General features: G+C 41.5%; 19 protein-coding genes. 3 read left to right on the top strand and 16 right to left on the bottom strand.

All coding sequences use genetic code 11. The features are described 5' to 3' along the window. Nucleotides 1-182: 182 nt before the first annotated feature. Together NST74_RS13770 and NST74_RS13765 are read right to left on the bottom strand one after the other, a co-directional pair. Nucleotides 183-593, bottom strand: a complete 411-nt coding sequence (locus NST74_RS13770) for a bacteriohemerythrin (RefSeq protein WP_341112575.1) — start codon at nt 591-593, stop codon at nt 183-185. A 141-nt stretch (nt 594-734) separates the two neighbouring features. After that, complete coding sequence (locus NST74_RS13765; RefSeq protein ID WP_341112574.1) at nt 735-1,604, bottom strand: cation diffusion facilitator family transporter; 870 nt, start codon at nt 1,602-1,604, stop codon at nt 735-737. A gap of 315 nt (nt 1,605-1,919) precedes the next feature. Between NST74_RS13765 and NST74_RS13760 the strand changes: the two genes are divergently transcribed. Beyond that, a complete protein-coding gene (locus NST74_RS13760) occupies nt 1,920-3,254 on the top strand; it encodes a PQQ-binding-like beta-propeller repeat protein (protein ID WP_341112573.1) in 1,335 nt (444 codons plus the stop codon). Between the two features lie 43 nt (nt 3,255-3,297). On the opposite strand, the gene NST74_RS13755 is transcribed toward NST74_RS13760, so the two are convergent. Together NST74_RS13755 and NST74_RS13750 are read right to left on the bottom strand one after the other, a co-directional pair. Then, nucleotides 3,298-3,801: a ferritin gene (locus tag NST74_RS13755; protein ID WP_042127399.1), complete on the bottom strand. Its 504-nt coding sequence runs from the start codon at nt 3,799-3,801 to the stop codon at nt 3,298-3,300. 105 nt (nt 3,802-3,906) lie between these two features. After that, nucleotides 3,907-4,107: a hypothetical protein gene (locus tag NST74_RS13750; RefSeq protein WP_341112572.1), complete on the bottom strand. Its 201-nt coding sequence runs from the start codon at nt 4,105-4,107 to the stop codon at nt 3,907-3,909. Between the two features lie 49 nt (nt 4,108-4,156). Here NST74_RS13750 and nagZ point away from each other — a divergent pair, with 49 nt between their 5' ends. Beyond that, nucleotides 4,157-5,227 carry a beta-N-acetylhexosaminidase gene (gene nagZ / locus NST74_RS13745; protein WP_341112571.1) on the top strand — a complete coding sequence of 357 codons (1,071 nt, stop codon included), beginning with the start codon at nt 4,157-4,159 and terminating at the stop codon, nt 5,225-5,227. A 20-nt stretch (nt 5,228-5,247) separates the two neighbouring features. Here the strand turns inward: nagZ and NST74_RS13740 are convergent, their stop codons facing one another. The 11 genes from NST74_RS13740 to NST74_RS13690 all read right to left on the bottom strand — a co-directional run bounded on the left by NST74_RS13740 (nt 5,248) and on the right by NST74_RS13690 (nt 19,487). After that, the gene (locus NST74_RS13740) at nt 5,248-6,336 is read right to left on the bottom strand and encodes an efflux RND transporter periplasmic adaptor subunit (RefSeq protein ID WP_042127397.1); all 1,089 of its coding nucleotides are present in this window, start codon (nt 6,334-6,336) and stop codon (nt 5,248-5,250) included. Nucleotides 6,337-6,366: 30 nt separating this feature from the next. Next, nucleotides 6,367-7,746 (bottom strand): ABC transporter permease, encoded by a 1,380-nt coding sequence (locus NST74_RS13735; protein WP_341112568.1) that lies wholly within the window; start codon nt 7,744-7,746, stop codon nt 6,367-6,369. Beyond that, the gene (locus NST74_RS13730; protein ID WP_042127391.1) at nt 7,736-8,455 is read right to left on the bottom strand and encodes an ABC transporter ATP-binding protein; all 720 of its coding nucleotides are present in this window, start codon (nt 8,453-8,455) and stop codon (nt 7,736-7,738) included. Before NST74_RS13730 ends, NST74_RS13735 begins: the two co-directional genes overlap by 11 nt. Nucleotides 8,456-8,494: 39 nt before the next feature. Then, complete coding sequence (locus NST74_RS13725) at nt 8,495-11,080, bottom strand: hypothetical protein (protein WP_341112564.1); 2,586 nt, start codon at nt 11,078-11,080, stop codon at nt 8,495-8,497. Between the two features lie 136 nt (nt 11,081-11,216). Further along, nucleotides 11,217-12,551, bottom strand: a complete 1,335-nt coding sequence (locus NST74_RS13720) for a hypothetical protein (protein WP_341112561.1) — start codon at nt 12,549-12,551, stop codon at nt 11,217-11,219. Beyond that, nucleotides 12,548-13,636 carry a DUF58 domain-containing protein gene (locus tag NST74_RS13715; protein WP_341112559.1) on the bottom strand — a complete coding sequence of 363 codons (1,089 nt, stop codon included), beginning with the start codon at nt 13,634-13,636 and terminating at the stop codon, nt 12,548-12,550. The genes NST74_RS13720 and NST74_RS13715 overlap by 4 nt, the downstream gene beginning before the upstream one ends. Before the next feature lie 3 nt (nt 13,637-13,639). Then, nucleotides 13,640-14,617, bottom strand: coding sequence for an AAA family ATPase (locus NST74_RS13710; RefSeq protein WP_341115889.1), 978 nt, complete (start codon nt 14,615-14,617; stop codon nt 13,640-13,642). A gap of 137 nt (nt 14,618-14,754) precedes the next feature. Then, nucleotides 14,755-15,843, bottom strand: a complete 1,089-nt coding sequence (locus NST74_RS13705; protein WP_341112557.1) for a GerAB/ArcD/ProY family transporter — start codon at nt 15,841-15,843, stop codon at nt 14,755-14,757. A 29-nt stretch (nt 15,844-15,872) separates the two neighbouring features. Continuing rightward, nucleotides 15,873-17,027, bottom strand: a complete 1,155-nt coding sequence (locus NST74_RS13700; RefSeq protein ID WP_341112555.1) for a Ger(x)C family spore germination protein — start codon at nt 17,025-17,027, stop codon at nt 15,873-15,875. Beyond that, entirely contained in the window at nt 17,024-18,466 is a 1,443-nt protein-coding gene (locus NST74_RS13695) for a spore germination protein (protein WP_341112553.1), read from the bottom strand. The genes NST74_RS13700 and NST74_RS13695 overlap by 4 nt, the downstream gene beginning before the upstream one ends. A gap of 160 nt (nt 18,467-18,626) precedes the next feature. Further along, a complete protein-coding gene (locus NST74_RS13690) occupies nt 18,627-19,487 on the bottom strand; it encodes a DUF421 domain-containing protein (RefSeq protein ID WP_341112552.1) in 861 nt (286 codons plus the stop codon). Between the two features lie 208 nt (nt 19,488-19,695). Here NST74_RS13690 and NST74_RS13685 point away from each other — a divergent pair, with 208 nt between their 5' ends. Continuing rightward, nucleotides 19,696-19,902, top strand: a complete 207-nt coding sequence (locus NST74_RS13685) for a DUF1657 domain-containing protein (protein WP_036678243.1) — start codon at nt 19,696-19,698, stop codon at nt 19,900-19,902. Nucleotides 19,903-19,987: 85 nt separating this feature from the next. Here the strand turns inward: NST74_RS13685 and NST74_RS13680 are convergent, their stop codons facing one another. Further along, nucleotides 19,988-21,688 carry a sensor histidine kinase gene (locus NST74_RS13680; protein ID WP_052414804.1) on the bottom strand — a complete coding sequence of 567 codons (1,701 nt, stop codon included), beginning with the start codon at nt 21,686-21,688 and terminating at the stop codon, nt 19,988-19,990. Between the last annotated feature and the right edge of the window lie 23 nt (nt 21,689-21,711).

Here is a 21,711-nt window from a genome sequence, read left to right as displayed (position 1 = left end):
CACTCCCTTTACTATACTAACTCTATACGTCTTATCTCAAATCATAACACAAACCGTTAACCCAGTATAAATTCCGGTGCTGTCTTCGGAAAACGGAGCAAATAACATACCATAATTCCTCACCACATTCCCTGTCAAAAAAAAAGAAAATGCCCGTCGGCATTTTCTTTGGGGGGATTAAGTTATACCGCTCTATCCCGTGTGGCCATACACTCACCAATTAGCTTATCGCATTTATTAATGTGATTCAGAAGCCAATCGGTCAACGTACGGTTAAGCTTAATTGTCGAGAGAACGGAAACTCCCTTAGTTCTAATGGTTTCTTCCAATTCAAGAACGGCTTTTACAAAATCAGCATGCGTCTGACGATGTTCCGCCAATTCAGGAAAATCGATCTCTTCCATCAATTGTTCTTCATTGCTAAAATGCTCAATGGTATATTCCTTCAAGAATTTCAGCGTTTCTTCGATCTTTTCTTTCCCCTGCTGCTTACTGCAAGCATCAAAAAATTCGTTCAATTTCGCTAGCAACTGTCTGTGCTGACAGTCTATTTTCTCTACACCGATATCATATGAATCCTTCCACTCAATCACGAAATCACCATTCCATTTCCTGAAATTTACATATCGATAAATACAACTAATTTTCCACCTTTCTGCACAAAAGATCTATTAACAACATCACAGGGGAAATCCCATATTCATCCAAGGAAAGTCACACTTCTGAATCTACTTCTACTTCATTACCGGTTCTATGTGGACAAGCACATTCGAAACTTGGTGTCGGTCCTTCAATTGTTCTTCAATTTCTTCCGTAATATCATGGCTCTGCACCACACTAAGCTCAGAGTCTACTAATATAGTTGTATCCACTAGCACGTTATTCCCATGGATGCGGGCTTTGATATCTTTAATAGATTGTACGCCGTCCACTTCAGCAACGGTTTCTTTCATCAGTTCAAGCTCTTCCGCATCAAAACCGTCCGTTAAGTCATGTGTAGCTTTACTAAAGATATCCCATGCCGTCTTGCAGATGATCAGGCCGACAATAATCGCTGTAAGCGGATCAAGCCATGGTATCCCAAATCCAGAAGCCACAATTCCGACAAATGCGCCAATACTAACTAAAGCATCCGATCGATTATCTAGTGCAACGGCTCGCATAGCGTTACTATTAATGGAGCGGGCCAGTCTAATGTTATACATATACACGCCCATCATGATTACAGCACAAAAGACTGCCGTCCATGCTGCCATAAGATCTGGACTTTCCAGTTCAGGTTGGATAAATTTGTTCACACCCTGGTACAACACTTGAAGTCCTACCACAATCATAATGAATGAAGCAATTAAGGATGCCACGGTCTCCGCTCTGAAATGCCCGTAGCTGTGATTGGAATCCGGCGGTCTTCTGGAGATCTTGAGGCCGATTAGTACGGCGATAGAAGCGATAATATCCGTGCTGTTGTTCAGACCGTCCGCAAGCAGCGCTTGAGATCCCGCGACCGTACCAATGAACAATTTGATGGCGGATAAGAAGATATAAGCAACTATGCTTAGCCAAGCTCCTTTTTCACCTTGTTTGATGTCGTTGTAATTTTCCAAAAAAAAGAACCCCCAAAGAATAGTATTGTTCTATACTACACTCCAAGATTCGGGTGGGTCTAGAGAAACAGTGTTGCTAAGAGGCGTAATAGTTCCCTCCGTCAAATAGAGTTGCTAAGTCATAACTGTTTTGCGGAGTGTAACATAGTTTGCCTTTGTTCAACTTTACTTCCAAAATATAAGAAAGTATAAGTTGCCGAAGTCGTTTATGCTTGTTCTATTGGAATAGTAACTTTTTGCCATTTGAAATGTCTAATTATAGTAAACACTAATTTTGAGGGGCGTGGAACGATGATTCAGTCTTTGCACAAGACCATGATTAAAGTTTTAGCTGTTGCTAGTATTGCATCCCCATTAGCTAACAATGGAACATTATCCGTCATTTCTGCGGAACAAGCAGTAATTAGTACAAGCAATCCCTTTTACAATGAGATCAAAGCGCCTATTCTTGCACCGGTATGGTCAGCACCGTTAGCCATCCTAAAAGAAGGTAGAGTCACTGAGCAGAATGTTACAGCACTAGCGGAGAATGGGAAGGTCTTTGCTTTGCAGCGGAATGAAAAATTAGCCGCATTAAATGCTGCAACAGGTAAAAAAATGTGGGAATTCGGAAATGCATTAGCCCCGTTGTTCACATACAGTAATGGATTTATCTATGGACTGACCCAAAGCGGCTCCTTATATGCCGTTAATGAGGCAGGCAAAAAAGCATGGTCAGCAGCTGTAGCATTACCTAAAGCAACTAGTATACAACGTTTAGGCACCACTATTTATGTTACACAGGAGAGTCAACTTGCAGCCGTTGATACCGTCAACGGAAAGATCAAATGGAAGGCTGCGGTGGAGAGTAATATCTTTACAGGCTTATCGAATCTTATGGAAACCGACGGGGTTATTATTCGAAGTTATCTCTCTCAGGGTGCCTTAACAACTGCCGGACTTGCCGCTTATGACAGTCTCACAGGCAAAAAACTATGGGACCATACCCGTCAATGGTGGCCACTGGCAGTAAAGGATGGGCTTCTCTACTCTATTACCAATACGTTAATGATGGATGATGATGCTGTAAATCGTAATGTCAAAGTATCCGTGTTCAACGTAAAGACTGGTGAATTAAAGGGAGAACGTTTATATAAATGGACAGATACCGAGAATAAAGATGGGGTATTTAGTTATGGTGGCGTAAATGGGACTGCATTCTTGGATGGAAACGACTTCTATATCTTTCAGGGCAGTAAGTTTGTGAAATATGATTTTTGGAATTATTCAGCAGACGGCAAACCGGTTCAAACCTGGGCCTCGATGATCAGAGAAAAGGACATACCGTTGAACCAAGTCTATCAGCAAAGAATGTTATTTCAAAATTATGATAAAGGTACGATATCCGCACTTAAACTAGGAACAGGACAACTCGTCGATCTTAATATGGGTGAGAATCCTGTAGTTCAGACGGATCTTTTCGGAAATGTGGTTTATAGCGGACAATCCGATGGCCTATTTCACGCTTATGACATGTTGACTTTGAAGCCCATTTTCACTGTGAATACCGGCTCTCGAAACTTTGCTCCTTCGCTTAAAACCGGAAGCATGCTGATGATCCGAACAGATAATAAACTGTTTGCCATTAAACTGCCTTCATCCATAAAATAAAAAAAAAGCCTGATTTCTCAGGCTTCTGGCTTCACATCTCCACTTATTCAGCAGGAGCTGTAAAAGTACGTGCTGCAAATTCAGCATCCAGCATATAGAAGGCGTTGCTATCTTTATCTATTCGTTTCAGTTTGCTAATGATGTTGCTAAAGAGTGCTTCCTCTTCTACTTGCTCATCAATAAACCATTTCAAGAAATAGATCGTTGCATGTTCACGCTCATCTAGTGCCAAGTCAGCCAAATGATAGAACCGTTTCGTGTTTTGTTGTTCATGTGCAAAAGCATGTTCAAAAGCATCAAGCATCGAGGAGTACTCGTTCTTCGGCTCTGGGAGTGCTTCAAGTGTCGCCCGATTATCGCGATCATTTAGGAACTTATAGATTTTCATAGCATGGAACCGTTCTTCTTCTGCTTGAATCAAGAAAAAGTTTGCGAAACCATCCAGACTTTCACCGGAACAATAAGCAGCCATTGCTAGATAAACATGAGCGGAATAAAACTCGAAATTCATCTGTTCATTAAGTGCGTTTACTAATCCATCTTTCATCTGACCGTCACCTCATAATTCAAATTTAATATGTAAAGATTTAAGTTCATCTTATCACCGTGTATCTAAGTCAGCAAGGATTCATCCTTCTGACATCTAAATAAGCTACGAAGGGACGACTTTTCTAATGACCAGTTTCACTCGTAACCTCTTAAGACCTAAAATCTCCGGTAACCTTCTAATGGCTTCAGCTATGTTATCTATGCTTCTAATAACAAGTTGTTCCAATAGCAGTAACAGTTCCCAACCTATCGCTACAAATTCGACGACTGCTGAATCCACACCATCACCTGTTATCAGTACCACACCTGTTCCCTCCTCAGAAAGTGATCCGATTGCTCTTCAGGTTTCCAATATGAGCCTTGAAGAGAAAATCGGACAAATGCTACTTGTTGGTATTGATGGAACCGTTCTAGATGATCAAGCAAAAAAGATGATTTCCGAAGACAAAGTCGGTGGAATCATTCTTTATAAGAACAATATTCAAGACTTAAAAAGTATGGTTAGCCTTGTAAATTCGATGAAAGAGAGTAACAGCGGTAACCCTACTCCATTATTCATGAGTGTCGATCAGGAGGGTGGAAAAGTCAACAGAATGCCGAAAGAGTATGCTTCCATCCCCTCTAATGCAAAGGTTGGTTCTTCTAATGATGCTAACGCTGCCGAAATGATGGGCAAGCTTCTCGCAAGAGAAGTGAATTCAGCCGGATTTAATATGAACTTCGCTCCCGTCCTTGATATCAATAGCAATCCAGATAATCCTGTGATTGGAGATCGCTCCTTCGGCAACTCCGCCGAACTAGTCAGTACACTAGGGATCGCCGAAATGAAGGGTATTGCGAGTGAAGGTGTTGTGCCGGTTGTTAAACATTTTCCGGGCCATGGCGACACTTCTGTCGACTCTCACCTTGATCTGCCGATTGTGAATAAGACTGCCGAAGAGCTGGCTAAATTAGAATGGCTCCCATTTCAAGCAGCGATTAAAGAGGGAACGGACGCCGTAATGGTCGCTCATATATTATTTCCGAATCTTGATCCTGATAAGCCTGCATCTTTATCAAGTAAAATCATTGGTGAGCTACTACGTGGAGAAATGAACTATCAAGGGTTAGTAATCACAGATGATCTTACTATGGGTGCTATCATGAAGAATTATGACCTTGCCGCAGCGGCGGTAGATACCATTAATGCAGGCAGTGACATTCTACTTATCGCTCACGGCTATGATAATGAGAAACGAGTACTGGAAACCCTTCTGGACAATGTAAAAAAAGGTAAGATACAGGAAACACGGATTGATGAGAGCGTCTATCGGATTTTAGCATTGAAAGCTAAATATAATCTATCCGATGAGCCAGTTCCGGTTCCTGATCTTACCGAGCTAAACAAAGATATTAAATCTTGGAAGCTCACGATTGAGAAATAGGCTTAGGTCGAATTCAATCCTTACTGAAGGACTACAACATCGCCTACGTTCAACCCGGAGATGGCCTCAGTTTTGTCCGCCGTCTCCATGCCCACTTCGATATCTCTTCGTTCATACTCCCCATTGCCTTTATCCAGCATCACGTACGAAAGATCTCCTTCGTGCATTACAGCGATGCTGGATACTACGATGGCATTTTCTTTGCGGACTGTCTCAATTTCTCCACTTAAGCTTAGTCCACCAATCAAGTGCTCGTCAGGCTGTAATGAGATTACCACTTCAAATTGTGGAACTGATGTAGCAGAAGTGTTTTGACCCGATGCAGTCTTAGCAAATTTAGATACCTTAGTAACTTCTCCAGATAGCTTCAAATCTTTTAAAGCTGTCATTTTAACATCCACTTTCATTCCCGTCTTAATACGGAATACATCCTGTTCCCCAACAAGAGCTATGAATTCAAGCTTGTTCATATCTACAATTTTGCCGATGTATTGATTGTCTGTCACCGTCTGTGGAATTTCGCTGGCGCTATCGAATAGAAAAACACCAGATGCCGGAGCATGGTAGAGGGCTGTTGAGAGCTTTGCCTTCTTTTCTTTTAATTCACGAGCCTGTATTTCAGCATTTACTTGGTTAAGCTCATCCCCTAGCCGTGCTGTTTCTTGGGCTGCAAGAGCTTTTATACGTTCAGCTTCTGTTGCACCAAGAGCTGCATTCTCCTGGTCCTGCTGACTAACAAATTCATTTAATTCCGCTTCCAGCTGTGCTTTTCGGATGGTCGCCTCCTGTGTAGCAATCTCATTCTTTAAAGGTTCCTGATCAAGGGTAAACAGTAAATCCCCCTTTTTTACTTGCCCACCGTTCTCAACCTTCCACTTTGTTACCTTTGAAGCATAAGGTGCATATACAAGCGTTTCCTGCTCATAGTGTGAGTTCCCTTTAACCTGAACGGAATTCGTCATTGTTTCCTTTGTCACTTCAAAGGTTATCGCTTGCGGCGGTTCAACAGGCTCTAGCTGTGCCTCAGGTTTATACATCTTGTTGTATACAAAATAACCTGCTGCAATAATGATCAATACCAATACAATCCACTTGATTCTCCTCTTCATCACTTCTGCTTCCTTTCAACTTGAAAATAGCTAATCCCGTTTTATCGCCGTGAGCGCATTCGTTCTGGACGCGCTGATCGCCGGATAAATCCCTGATAGTACTCCTGTCATCACTGCAAATGCAATTCCTACTGGAAGTGTCATTAGAGGTATAGTGATAACCAAGGGTTCACCCATCCCCATTCCTCCAGCAGTACCAATGAGCTTATTAATGCCGAATACAATTAAGTATGAAAAGACAATGCCGAGCATGCCGCCGAGCATCCCAAGCAGTGCCGCCTCTGTAATGAACATATTTCGGATCTGCCCCATATTAGCACCTAGCACTTTCATAATACCAATCTGGCGTCGACGCTGATGGGTGGACATGGTCATTGCAACGATAATCGAGATCGAGGCAATAATAAGAATAAATACACCGATACCAAGCGCTGCTTTCTTGAGCATACTGAAGGTGGAAGCCATCGCCTCTTTTTGATATAGATTCGTGCTAGTGTTTAGTGTGAGCTTCTGTATAAGCTTCTCCACTTGCACGATGTTGTCGGTACTGTCAACTTTTACAATGGCTGAGTTGTAGACACCCTTCTGCCCAGCGGTTCCGTTCATTAGTTTCAGTTGTTCAACCAGACGCTCACCCGTCTCTAGCGACACGTAAATCTTCTTGTCGTACATCGCCATATCAGGGTTCCCCCCACTATCCAATATCCCAACAATTTGAATGGGTGAACTGACTAGGGACTGTCCAGTCTGCGAAGCAGGGTCATACGATTGTAATTGAACCTGTTGCTTGTACATATCCGATGGAAGCATGCTTAAACTATTGTACTGTTCCATTATTTTATTATTGTACGGATCTGAATTTAGCTGTTCAAAAAGACGCTGCCGCGTCTCGACATCTATCAATCCTACAGTTGCTCCATAGTTAAGCACTGCCATTCCGATCAAATCAGAAGGACCGCCTTGCTTAAAAGTTTTGTCGTATTTCGTTAGCAACCGAAGATCCGTTCCGATAAGCTGTACATCCGTAATTTTATTATCGATAGTAGTCATTTGTATGTAGCCAAGCTCTTGAAAAGGTGCAGCTGCTGTAACATGCTTCAGGCTTTGAACAATTTCAAGCTTCTGAGCTGTTAACCTGCCGGGATCGAGCTTAGCATCAGAAGCAGAAGCTCCACTCCCTTCGCCGCCCCCTTGTGAAGGGATACCGCTGTTCGGAGTCACTGTAATTTCATCCATTTTGAAATTCCGATTAATTTCCCGCTCCGTATAGCTTTGTGCGGAATCTCCTATACTTAAAGCAACAATAATAGCAGCACAGCCAATCGATATACCAGCCATACAAAGACCTGTGACAACTTTCCGTCGTTTGACCTGCTCCCAAGCCAAACGTGAAATATCACTAATCCTCAATTAATTTACCCCCTTCGAGTTCTGTCTCCGAAGAAGTTTGTTTCTCAGTAATCATATATCCATCCTGAAGCGTGAAAATCCGTTGCATTTGTTCCGCAACTTTGAGCTCGTGTGTTACGACTATGAAGGTCGTCTTCATCTTCTTATTCAGGTTAAGCAGGATATTAATAATTTCCTCTTCTGTCTTCGAGTCCAGGTTTCCAGTCGGTTCATCTGCGAAAATAACAGAAGGTTCCGTAATCAAGGAACGCGCAATACTGACCCGCTGCTGCTGTCCACCAGACAACTGAGAAGGGAACAGGTCGGCTTTATCCGGAATGCCGACCCCTTCCAGCAAAGCTAGAGCTTTTTGCTTACGTATTGATGGAGAGACGGATTGAAAGACTAACGGCAATTCCACATTTTCACGGACAGTCAAGCTAGTAATCAGTTCATAAGCTTGAAAGATAAACCCGATATGCTTTCTTCGAAATTCGGATAGCTTATTCTCGCTCATTTTCACGATATCTTGGTCAGCAATGTATATGTGACCTTCCGTAGGCTTCATCAGACCTGCCATCAGGTTTAGCATGGTTGACTTACCGGAACCCGAGCTCCCCAACAGAGCAACCATTTCCCCCTTTTTCACAGAAAAGTCTATTTGATGAAGGACTGCCGTCGTTTCATTACCATTCTTAAAAGAATGCGTTACATTTTCCACTCGCAACATTGGAGCTGCTCCTTCGCGTACATTAATAGATATGAATGCTTACTTTTCTGTTACTAGTCTATCAATCTTTATGCTATATGCCTGATTAGCCAGCTCGATCCGTTCTCCCTGAAACTCATCATACAGCGTGATCCGGTACGAACCACCCTCCAAATTCTTGTACATATTATTCGTAAAGGTCGCAGTATACGAGTTGTTATTTCCTTCAAGAAGTTCGGTACCGATGTTCAAGCTTCGTTCCTGTGATAAGCCATACGGATCTGTCATTTTGAGTACCAGTTTATGGGTGAAGGTTCCCATATCGTAGGTACTGTCACGAAGCAGGTTGTAATTCATAACGATGTCTAAAGTGTTACTTCCTTTCAGTGTTCGCCCTTCCGAACTTAGGACAGACATCGTGTATGGATATAGCGCAACCTTCGTCAAGTTATTCTCCGGTGGTGTGGAAACTGGATTCAGAGTCAAGGAAGCAATATTTATAAATCCTGTGGCTTCTTGACCAGGTTCAGTCAGCTTATTCCCGGTTATTCCCGGACCCAGATACATACTCACATCAGAAGGTATAACTGACTTCGGTAATTTTGCCCAGTACGTAATTAATTGCTTACCACCCGGAGTGGCTGAAGAATCCGGTTGATTCGCTGTGGCTTCAAATAGCTGACCATCAGCCGTTTTAAAGTACGCCTGAAGACGAGCCATTTTGCTTTGTCTTTTTTCTTCGCTGCTCAGCAGTAGCTCTGTATATACGATATTAGAGTTGAGACCTTCATAAATGATCGTTTTGTTCTCTTGTACCTGGGCATTCTTGCCTTTACCGGTGATTGTATAACTTCCCCCACGTTCGATAGTGGATACAGCATTCATCGTGCTGTTCGTGCTTAGTGACAAGAACGAGCTCTTTTCTTCTTTGACCGTGGAAAAGAGGTTCACTTTTAATTTATCGAACTCTTGCGTGTATGGGATTTTAGCAAATACATAGATCTCAGCATTTTTTCCTGGTGCAATTGTCGAGGTTTCCTTGTCCATGAAGAGTTCTGTAGAATCAGACACATCATCATTGTCTACTTGGACAGATCCTTTTAATTCTGGAACCGTCAATGCCACCGACTGGGGATTCTTGATATTTATTCTAGCAACAACGATATCATCAGCTTTCCAAGGAAAACGCTGTAATGACAGCAAGTTATAAGTGAAAGAGCCATATTCATTCGATGCGCTATACTCCACGCCTTTTTGAATCTCAGGTCGTAATGTATAGGAAATTGCATAGTAGGCAACGGGTACTGTCAGCTTGGCAGTATTGCCCGTACTTACATTATTCCCTTCAGATCCTGTTCCCTCCCCCGCACTTCCAGTATCTGTACTAGCTGGGGCTGAAACAGCCTCTATCATTTGCAATTGCAGTGAATTCTGTTCTACCTCAAGCGGAACCTGTGCGGTAAGAGGAATGATTTTTTCTTCCAAAGGCTTTATGGTTAATCCGCTCAATCCTTTCGCATTGATCGGAAAGGTTGTCCCTGTTGAAGATTTGACAGCAAGCTCATAAGTAGGCAATGTCACGGCTGTCTTCCCTACATTTTTCACTCGTAGCTGGAAGGTCCAGATTCCCTTATTATTCTCAGCGTATACGTTTGCGTTGTTTAACTGAGTTTCTATCGGATTATTATTAATGGTGATTTTCTTAGTCACACCTTTGCCTACCACCAAATTAGGTGTTGTAGCTGCCGGTAGCTTGTACGAGGATTTAGCGATTTCAAGCTTCAGCGCCTCATCCTTTTGTGTAAATTGCAGCTTCATATTATCCGTTTTCATATATGGAGGTATCTCGGCAAGATAATAGATTGTCTTCTTCTCCTGCGGTTGGATCTTATAACTAATCTGAGAACGATCAAGTGCTAATTCATAAGAACTACCACCTGCAGAGAGCAAATAAGCCGCATAACCTGGATCACTGAGTACCTTGCTACCTTTATTGGTCAGGCTTATTCCCACCTTGGCATAGACCTTTCCATTATATTTATAGAGCTCTAAGGACTCACTTTTGGCGATGACAGGAATATCATTCATTGTAGTGCTAACATTTTTTCCATTTACAGCGGTTGGAGAATAATTAGCTGGCACTGTAAAGCTTCCTGCGTGCTTTAAATAACCTTTGGTTTTGGAATCCCACACATACATAGGAATCTTGATCCCTTTTAACGAATTAGTCTTGCCTATGTTGACGTAATATGTAACGCGCAAGCTTTCTTTTGCACCAATCTTCTTCTTAAGCGCGTCAGCACTCAGAGGGTTACCTGGAATGACAGCTCCCCCTGGCGTCGTAACTCTCGAAAAATAGTACATTAGGTTTGCATTTTTACTGCTGCCATTCGAATAATTCAGCGTATAGGTTAAAATATTCCCACCTGTTTGTGACCAAATATTGACATCTTCAAGTGTGGCTTTAATATTTGCTCCTAAAGAAATGGAACCTAGATTACTAGTTGCTGTAACGGCCGCCGCAGCCACAGCTGGATTTGTATTAACAGCATTAGCGGATGCCGCTGAAGCGGTATGTCCAGTCAATTGACTGATGACAAAGGTACTTAATAGTAAAACAACATATGTACTGCTATGCTTTCTCATTTACTTCCCTCCACGAGTATTTTGCTAGAATTATTATAGTTGCAAGCGCAAAACCAATTGTATCCATGTTGTAACACTTTTGGACTGATTGTAACCTATTTGTTCTATTTGCATGATTTTTGAAGAATACTCTATTCTATAATTTCAATTCATCCTTCAATGCAGCCACATCATTAGCAGGAGGATTTTCCTCACCGTATCTAACTTTTTCATATATTTTAATCAATGAATTCGACTTGTTAACAGAACTTTCATCGCCTTTACGTTTAGGCTGGTTAAGAGCTGTCCATTTTAAAATATCGTTTTCCGTTTCCTTCGGTGTAAGATATTTTTTAACTACATAACCTTGATCGTCCTTCATATGAAGCCAACGCCTATACAACCAGCGAACACGTTCCCGTTCACTCTGCATCTGCTCCCAGCGATCTTTTCGATGTCTTGGCGTAAGACGGGTACTCCAGAAATCCTTCAGTCCTTGAAGCGTTTGTTCCCATGTAAACACACTTTTCTCCTCATCAAGATAAGAGGTATTGTCTTTAGGCGTATGCTCCCTGCGCAGCATGGATAGCAAGGCATCCATGAATCTCTTCAATTTCCCTCCGGCATTTCTATATAACCACCGAACTGCAAAGTAGATTGCCACTCCTACTAACACAGTTCCAGCTACATATAAGGCGACATCTAAGATAGCAGCTAGCAGGCCTGGTTTTTGTTCTCCTACAAAAGGCAGCTCTGGACTCGCTTGCGGCTGTTCTACTGGCGGTGGCAGCGGCTCACTTGACCCAGAGAATAGCGTATTAATCCATCCGAAGAACGAACGCACCATATTCCATAGCAGTGTCCCTATGGCTTTTCCGGCCCCTGCCGCTAACACGGCCGCAACAATTCCTATACCAATAACATAAATACGGTTATTTCTTTGTAATCCTTTTGGCAAAGCTTTGCCCTCATTTGAGAGCGTACTATATTGTAAATAGCTGCTATTAGATATAAGTAGAGTGAGCAATAAACATAAACTGCCACACCAGGTCAGAAGGGTAACGCTTGCCTCCAAATCAGGAATTCTATGAAAGACAATGGTCGCAACAAAATAAATCATAATCCCCAGCCAATACTTCCTACTGGTCTGATCACGAGAGTCAGCAGTCATCCCTAGATATGCGCATATAAAACCTGCGATACCTAAAGGCAGACTTTCGATAGACAGACTTCCTGATGACAAAATACCAGTCGTTGCCCCAAGGATTAATGCAGCCAGCAACTGTTTCCATCTGACACTACACTGTCGCCGCAGCAGAATGCCCACTAATGATACTAGCGGCATGACAGATAACCACAAAGGGTCAATTTGCTTGGGCAGTACATAAACCTGAAACAGAATCCATACAGGTAGAACTAATAATAATTCTAGAATAGAGAATATCCAGAGTTTGATCGTACTCCATACGTAACCAGATGACGTAAGCTTCATGCACTCTCTCCCCCCTGTTCCGGAATATCCAGCCACTCCACACCGTTGCCTAACTGGTATAGAAGGTCAGCGGACGCTTGTAATTCTGTTCCTCTATGACAGCTAATGATCAGAAAGTCAGTATCACTTATTCCACTCTCGGCTTGCAGGTCCAGCAATCGGCTCATAGGAAGAGTTCTGTCAAGCTCCAGCTTAGCTAACAGCTCAAGTAAGTCTTCCAATTGAGCCATTGGTTCTGCTTCTACAGGATCTCTTTCGCCCCTGTTGTCCAGTCTACCGTTACAGATAAACCCCGTCTCAATTCCATGGCGCATGGCGTATTCGGCGATAGTGGCTGCATACCTTATCCCTTGCTCTATACGTTCAACATCCGTTACTGCTCTCCACATGGAATGACTGTCCTCTATATTCAAGCAAATGACGAGTCTGGAATCTGCGGTGTAGTCTTTCTTATGCACCTGCATAGTACCTGTGCGTGCTGTAGCCTTCCAGTTTATAAGTCCCATAGAATCTCCTGAGCTATACTCGCGAATACCTGCAGTCAGGAAAGGATCTTCTACGATCCACCTTTTCACCGGAAGTTCACCCAGCCAGCTATGTATCGGCAGTGGTAGATCATCTAAGCTCAGCAGATTAGGATAGACCAATAACTCTAATTCAAGTGGATACGTTTTGTTTTTCCGAATTAAACCAAAGGGATCTCCGGTGGTCATTGTGACCGTCTCTAAACGGTATATCCCCCGTCGCTCGCAAGTTACTTGATGACGCCGTTTAATATGACGGTATGATTTCAGATAGAACAAGCTGATATGATTCTGATAGATTTCCCCCGTGCTAATGCCGAGATTATCCTGACTACTAAATTCCAAACCTCTGGAAATACTAGATTCCAGCCGAAGCCATGGTAATGGCAAAAGCTTTGCATTAACGATCTCCTCGATCATCTCAAGGCGATCCCCTTCATAAGCAACTTTTGTTGAAAAATAACGAGTATAGCTAAGCGCTTTCAGACCATTTCGTTCATAGATAACGGCAAGAAGGAACAATAGAACTACAGTAATGAAAATGAACCAAGGCAAAGCCATAGCTCACTCCACCTTTCCGCCTCTAATGGACGTAACGAGTTCAGTCGGCACCTCTACCTCACGAAGCACTTGTAGCACAATATCCGCTGCCTGTCCTTCTTTTGAACCCAATCCACGATGAAGAAGTAGACGATGGGCAAGTACCGGAACGGCTACGGCCTTAATATCATCCGGCGTTACGTAAGATCTCCCTTGAATAAGGGCATATCCTTGAGCCGATTTAAGCAAAGCCCCACTAGCACGGGGACTCGCACCTAGTTTAACTGCCGTAGATTTCCGTGTAGCTTCTGTAATTCGAACAATATAAGCCAGTAAATCATCGCTTATTCTAATGGAAGCGGTTAAACGCTGTGCTGCTTGAATATCTTGAGCGGTAGCCACTGAAAAAGTCTCTTCCAGCGGGTTATTCTCACGGAAGCGCTGTAAAATATGAATTCCTTCGTCAAAGGACGGATAGCCCGTAGTAATCCGCATCAAAAATCTATCTAATTGAGCTTCAGGTAACGGAAAGGTCCCTTGGTTGTCGATCGGATTCTGAGTAGCAATTACCAGAAACGGGGCTTCTAGACTATGAGTCACACCATCGATCGTAATTTGCCGTTCCTCCATACATTCCAGCAGACTGGATTGTGTTCTCGGGGTTGCACGATTTATTTCATCAGCCAACAAAATATTCGCAAAAACCGGACCAGGTCTAAACTGAAATTCACCTGTCTTTTGATTGTAGAAATTAATCCCGCTTAAATCAGAAGGCAGCAAGTCTGGCGTAAACTGAATACGCTTAAATGAACAATCCAGAGATTTAGCAAGGACTTTTGCTAATAAAGTTTTACCTGTACCCGGAACATCCTCGAGCAGAACATGGCCATTCGCAAGCAATGCAGTCAGTAACAGGTCTACTCCATCCTCTTTTCCTACAATGACTTTAGCTAGATTGGTTCTAATAGATTTGATGAGTTCAGTGACTTCTTGAAGATTCATGTAAATACACCGTCCAATCTGGGAAATTAATGTAATTAGTCCTTTCATCATAACAGAAAGTGTATCCAATATATAATTCAGAAGAAAAGGCCCTGTCCATTAAAAGACAGAACCTAGATATCCCTTCCAAATTTCATTCACTTCGCAGTTTTTTTCCGAAATCGAAAGAAAGCAGTGATGGCGTAATAGACCGGGATGCTTTCAACGATTAGCCAAATGATAACAATAGCATAGCTATTATAGTGTTTATAATAACTGCCTATGTGTCGTGAATACAAAAAAGCTATCGTAATTGAAGCTGTTGTTAATAAGGGAATATATATCTTTTTAGCTTTGGTATTCAGCAAGCTGGATACACATCTGGAGGCTACGTAGATAAGAAATGAGCTGTGAATGAACATAGAAGACGACCATATTCCAATTAAGAGCGGATCTGAATTACCTAGCAGATTATCTTGTTTGGCGCTACGCACCAATTCAAGGAAAGGATATTGCAGTTCCTTACCCAAATGTGGACCAAAACTCATCATCGTCAACGCCCAACCAATTAAGACAGTTACTAAGACACATATCCCCGTAAGTACTAATCTTTTCAGCATCTTCGCTTCAAGCTTCAGATCGGGCACAACAAACAAGAGGACGATCCATTCTCCAAACCATGACATGACTACAATAGAGTCCTTCAAGGCAATCCCGGGATCGTGATAATGAATAAAGGCTGGCAGCATATTGAAGTCCGCATTCGGGAGAAATAAATTAAATAAAATGATCATTGTTATGAAAAAAATAAGAAAAAGTCCATCTGCCATATAAGCTATCGTTTTAAAGCCTAAACTGGCCGTATACATAATCACTAACCCAATGACACACTGAATAAACAGAGGCGGAGTTCCTCTCAAATAATTTGAACCAAAGAACAGTACAAAGTTCTCAATATCATAGGATGCATAGTAAACACACCAGCTTAAGAGCAAAAGAAGCATGAACTTGTGCGGCCATTTACCTAAGATATCTTTTCCAAAGCTTACCCATGCTTGATTAGGTCGCAGCATACCGACGTGGAAAGTAAACCACAATAATATCAACCCTAATAAAGACCCCACTAATAATGCAATCCAGCCTTGATAGGATGAAGTAGCAATTAGAGTCGGAATCAAAAATATAGTGGTTTGGGAGCTGAAGAAGATAATAAAAAAACGGAACAGCTGCCATTTTGATGTTTGCATAACTTCTCCCTCTAAATTTCTTTATTTTGCTATTTTGCCGTTCCAAAATCTACAATACTAAAATCTGTCTTCACCTTAATATCAGCCTCATGGGCATAATAATTCTCCCACCTCTTACTAATCTGCTTCCATTGCTTTGGATCGTTCCATTCCAATAACAAGCCGAGTTGCAAAACATCAGCACCTGATTTTTGAGTATTACGAATGGCTTCGGCAAGATTATCAGAGACTTTTTCTTTAAGCTTCGCAATGATAATTTGACCGAGTTCCTCTGCATCCCTATTTTTTGGGTCCCTTAAATAAATCACACTAGCTTTCCCTTTTAAATTCACAGTGAACACAGGTCCATTATCTGTATGTTTTAGCTTCTTTGATGCTTTTGTGCTTACAAATACAACACTTGCGGCACTTTTCCCCTCATCCCATTCGACGGTGTAAACTGCCAGCTTAAGACTGCCTGCCGCCCAAGCTAATGCCCTTCCCTCTTTAAGCTTAAGTGTTCCTTTCATTTTATCTCTATGAAACAGCATTGCCCCTTGAATTCCGGCCCAGTACTCCGGCTTTCCCTCTTTCGACGTTTCTTCTTTTTTACCAAATGAAAGATTGTTTATTGCAAATCCTACACCTGATGCCTCTGCAAACAGGCAATCTTTAATCGTAGTTGAAAACAAATACCTCTCTGATCCAAAGTTCCTTAGTACATCCGAAGGCAATTGCTCGTAAATAGGTGTTAAAGTATTCATCTCTTTTGCACTTGTGGGGCTAGCCATAACATACGCACCTAAAGGCAGACTTGGCTCTCTTTCAATCCATAGGAATAATTCGCTGATTCCTTGTTCAGCATAGGTTTTCCCTAAGACAATAACTTTCAATTGAGAAAGACTTAGTTGACGTGTTAAGTCTTTTTGAATTAACAGCATGGCATCTGCAATCGACCCTGCTGTCTTAGAAACGGTAGAATAAGTATTACCGTCTCCTCCACCGCCACTTGAAGGCTGTCCCGCTGCGTTAAGACGATTGGGCAAGGGTGAGTTAATCGTAACTTCAACAGTACCTGGCTCTTTGCCCTCATCGATAAACATTCCGTATACAAAAGTTAGTTCATCCAGTTCTACCTTCGACGACCAACAACCTGTTATATTTAGGAGCAAGATTACAATAACTCCTAGCTTCAGGATTCTCATTTCTCTTTCTGTCTCCTTTTATTTCTATCTGTAAAGAGGTTACTGCGCTTCGTCATAAAGTTCGAGGGGAAGCGCGCTAATGTATCCTTCCAGTCTCGTAACACAAGAGGGGCAACGGGTTGCAAATATGGAGCACCTAACGGCCTTAAATTAGCTAAATGTCCATAAATCAAAAAAGCTGTAATATATACCCCGAGCAGTCCCATTGTTCCACCCATAACAAGTAACGGGAATCGAAGAAGCCGGAAAGTCAGACCCAGCTCATAATGAGGAATGATATAGGTGGCGATTCCGGTAATAGAAACAACAATAACCATTGGAGCAGATACAATTCCTGCTTGGACCGCTGCCTGACCAATAACGATACCTCCAATAATGGATACCGTCTGCCCTACAGGCTTTGGAATTCTAGTCCCAGCTTCTCTAAGCGCTTCAAAGGTAAGCTCCATAATTAACGCTTCAGTAAGAGCTGAGAAAGGAATGTTCTCTCTAGCTGAAGCAATCGTAATTAACAGGTTTGGTGGAATGATCTGCGGGTGAAAGGTTGTAATTGCTACATAAAGGGATGGAAGAATCATGGAAATGATTGAGAATAGAAATCGAACTAAACGAATCCAGCTTGCTGCATAAAAGCTTTGATAATAATCTTCAGAGGATTGCAGCATAGTAAAAAATGATGTCGGAGCAAGCATTGCCGTAGGTGTGCCATCTTGTATGATTCCAATCCGGCCTTCCATTAAAGATGCTGCCACCGAATCAGGCCGTTCTGTATATTGAAATACCGGGAATGGTGTGAGGTTACCATTTCTTAAGTATTCTGATATATAACTAATACCTAGTATCCCGTCAATATCTATTTCGCCTAGTTTTTGTTTAATCTCAGCTAGAATTTCTTTTTTGCAAAGTCCTTCAATATAGACCACATACACATCAGTTTTTGTATATTTCCCAATCGAATAATGAACGGTTTTTAGATCCGGATGTTTAATTTTATGTCGAAGCATAGAGAGATTCGTTTCTATATCTTCAATGAATGCCTCTTGAGGACCAATAACAACAAGTTCATTTTGTGATTCGGTCACTGATCTTTTTTGATATTGAGTAATTTCAAAATAATAAACATAAGGGAGATCCTCTATACAAAGCACTACTTTTCCAGCAACGATCAGATCTACGATCTTCTGTAAATCAAATGCCTTGAGATATGGGATAGGAAAAACAACACCTTGATCTAACCGTTCTAAAAAATCCGGCCATTCCAGCTTCGCTTCTGCTTCTGTTTTCAGCGGCAAAGCAATACTATCATGAAGTGTCTTGGAATCGATAATGGAGGGTAAAAAAATCAAAAGACAGGTATGCCCATGAACAGAAATGGACTGATACACTGCATCACTGCATCCCTCCAGTTGATCTTTAATGGTTTCTAAAATTCCTGACATAGGCTGTATACCCCCTGGGTTGTGACTTAGCGAATCTGGCTTAGTTTGCCAATGGTTTACGAGGTTTATACTTCTTACTCCATTTAGCTGGATACGAAAAAAAGAACCGATGCGAAAAACCGGTTCTTTCTTGCTTTTAGGTATGAGGTTTGTTAGCACATCAACTTTGGATTAAAGGCTTTAGCACTTTCAAAGATGCTTGCAATTGCTCTGAGCATTGTTCGTACATTTTTTTAGCTTTTTCATTGTCTGTCGACAAACTAAACATTTCCAGATCTGCTTCACATTTCTTTAGCAAAGCATATAATTGTGGTTTATCTTGTGGCTGTGGAACTTTAAAGTTGTCGGCATACAAATCAACTGTCAGCTCTCCATAAGAATCAACTTGAGCGAGAAATACATTCTCGACGGTTAGCCCCATTTTCTCTAGCGCTCCATCAAGCCAGCTGCGTGTCAGATTTAAGGTATCTAACGGTTTATCTAATACCTTTCCATCCATAATGACGGCTTGTGACTCTTTTTGTGGGGCAACCTTCACACCCAGGTCTTTCGCCGATAGAGGGAGATACTCCTTCTTAAGCAGAACATTAATCGCTCCATCAGACTCCATAATCGCAAATTCCACTTCAGATATATTGAATACATCCTTTTTTCGTAGCTCTTCCAATAATTCATCCGTTGTTAAACGTTCCTTTTTCATATGATCTTCGAGTATTTTCCCGTCCTTTATAAGAACGGTGGACTTAAAGTCAATGAAGTCTCTTGCTTTTTTACTCTTCATCTGAAGCCATTCAATTCCTAAAGAGCAAGCGACCCATACAATCAGTGCAATGAGTCCTAAATGCCAATACTTATCCGTATCCAAAGAAATATAGGCGGCTAAGCTGCCGACGGTTATCCCCGTAATATACTCGAAGAACGAAAGCTGCGATACTTGTCTCTTCCCCAGTAATTTAGTTAAAAAGAAAAGCACAACCACAGCAAAGAGTGTTCGTACTACAACCTCCAACCACTCCGGCATCACAATTTCCCTCCTTTTTTAAATCAACACTTGTTTAGTAACACTCATTATTTGTCAAAAAAGGTCCATTCAATCCTAAATTAGACTACTTATTTATGGAAATCGGTTAACGTGTAAAGCTTCTATTTTTTTCCTGCATAACTAAAGTAACGGTTGAAGACAATAGGAAACGTCATGCTAGAAACTTAAAACAGAGGAGAGAAACCTAATGACAGTAGCCTCACAAGTTAAAACATGTTTATCTTCTTTAAAAGGCGCTCAAGCGAGCTTGGAGCAATTTGCACTTGAAACACAAAACGAAAGTGCAAAAACTTTATTCACAAATGCAGCTGAGCAAACGCAACAAATCGTTACACAGGTTGAAAATCGGGTAACCGAATTAGAGTCAGAAGAACCTCAATACAAAGGTTTCTAACTTTCACTTGAACAATCAAAGGGGTCATTAAGCTAGCAATAACTAGCTTAATGACCCCTTCTCTATATCATAACTGCAATACCGCTTACTTTCTTTTTTTGGCAGGAATCCGAATCTGAACTGAAGTGCCAATTCCAACACGACTAAAAATTGTCACGCCATACTCTGGTCCATATTGCAGTTTAATGCGTTGATCCACATTACGGACCCCGTAACCTGTGTTCGTGTGCCCCTTCGAATCAAAAATCTGATCGATACGTTCCTGTCTGATGCCTATCCCATCGTCAATGATGCGGAACAGGATATGATCGCCTTCCTTCCGACCAACAATTCGTATATGAATGTGATCGCCACACCAAGCATGCTTGAGCACGTTCTCTATAAAGGGTTGTAGAATCAGTTTAATGGTCTCATAAGGCCAAATCTCTGTATCAAAATCAAACATGACCTCTAAGCGGTCACCATATTTTATTTTCTGAATTTCTAAATAGGCATTCGCCTGCTCAATTTCCGTTGGAACCGGAATCATCGTACGACCTTCATTAAGCGTTAGGCGGTAAAACTTCGCTAATTCCAGTACCATCTTCTGTAGCTTCTCATTTTGACCAAATTTAGCTAACTGAACAATAGATGATAAAGTATTATACAAGAAATGGGGATTGATTTGCGATTGCAGAATCTCAAGCTCCGCTTCCTTCTTCTGGAGCTGCGTCAGATATACCTCTTTAATCAACATATCAATATTTTCACCCATATCATTTAACGCGGTTGCTATCTGAGAGAATTCATCCTTCCCTCGATATTTAATACGTTTGTGAAGATCTCCTTCCCGATAGGCATTAAGCACATATACAAACTTATTAATCCGAATTGAAAAATAACGGGAGATAAATATGCCCACGAAGCTAAAGACCACACAACATATGAGACACATTAAAATAATAAACAAACGTACCTTCATTGCATCCTTTTCTAGGATTGCAATCGGAACAAGAGCGATTAATTGCCAGGCTTGGTTAGCAACCATAATGGTTTCTTTAATCGTCAGGTAATCCTTATTCAGCTCGGCTTCATTGGTATAGTTCTCCGGTAATTCACCCGATTGATACATTGTTCTTCCAAACTCGTTCTTTATAATTAAATTACTTCCTTTTCCAATCTTCGTATAATTGACACTGTCAAATAGATCTGGAATCCTTACATTAATCCGTAGGAATCCAATCTCTTTAGGCTTAAGAGGTTCGTATGTATCAATTAGTCTACGGAGCAACGAGATGCGATTATTCTCTACATCGCTCTCGATCTGCCACCATTTCATAGTTTCAGCGTATTTTTCAGCTGGAAAATCATAATACCAGGATTTCCCTTCAATCCGTTTCATGTGGTAGAGATGATAAAAGCTGCTATTATCAAGATAGCCCTCAAGTGAATTCGAATAGATCTCAGGGATCGATTCATTTTTTAAGAATAGCGACATCCCAATCTTCACACCTGTAGATTGAATAGCTACGTCAAGCTTCGGCAATACCTTCTTAGACATCCGGTCGTAATTTTCCCAGCCTTCCTCATAACTCCGAAGATTTCGATAGAAATCAAAATCACTGTATAATTGTGTCGATATTCGAGTGACCTCGTCCATTTTATAATCAATGTTGTCACGAATCTGTAATAACGTTCCTTTAATATTCGTATTGATATGCTCGCGCAATGAATCATTATACATGGAGTGCGAGACGAACCCGATTAGGGAAATAGGAATAATAATAAAAAACATATACGTCAGCATTAACTTATAGCCAATCGGCACAT

The sequence above is a fragment of the Paenibacillus sp. FSL F4-0125 genome (assembly GCF_038008565.1).
Lineage (GTDB): Bacteria > Bacillota > Bacilli > Paenibacillales > Paenibacillaceae > Paenibacillus_AQ.
The sequence above is the reverse complement of the archived record's forward strand: the minus strand, read 5'-3'. Positions and strand labels throughout refer to the sequence as shown.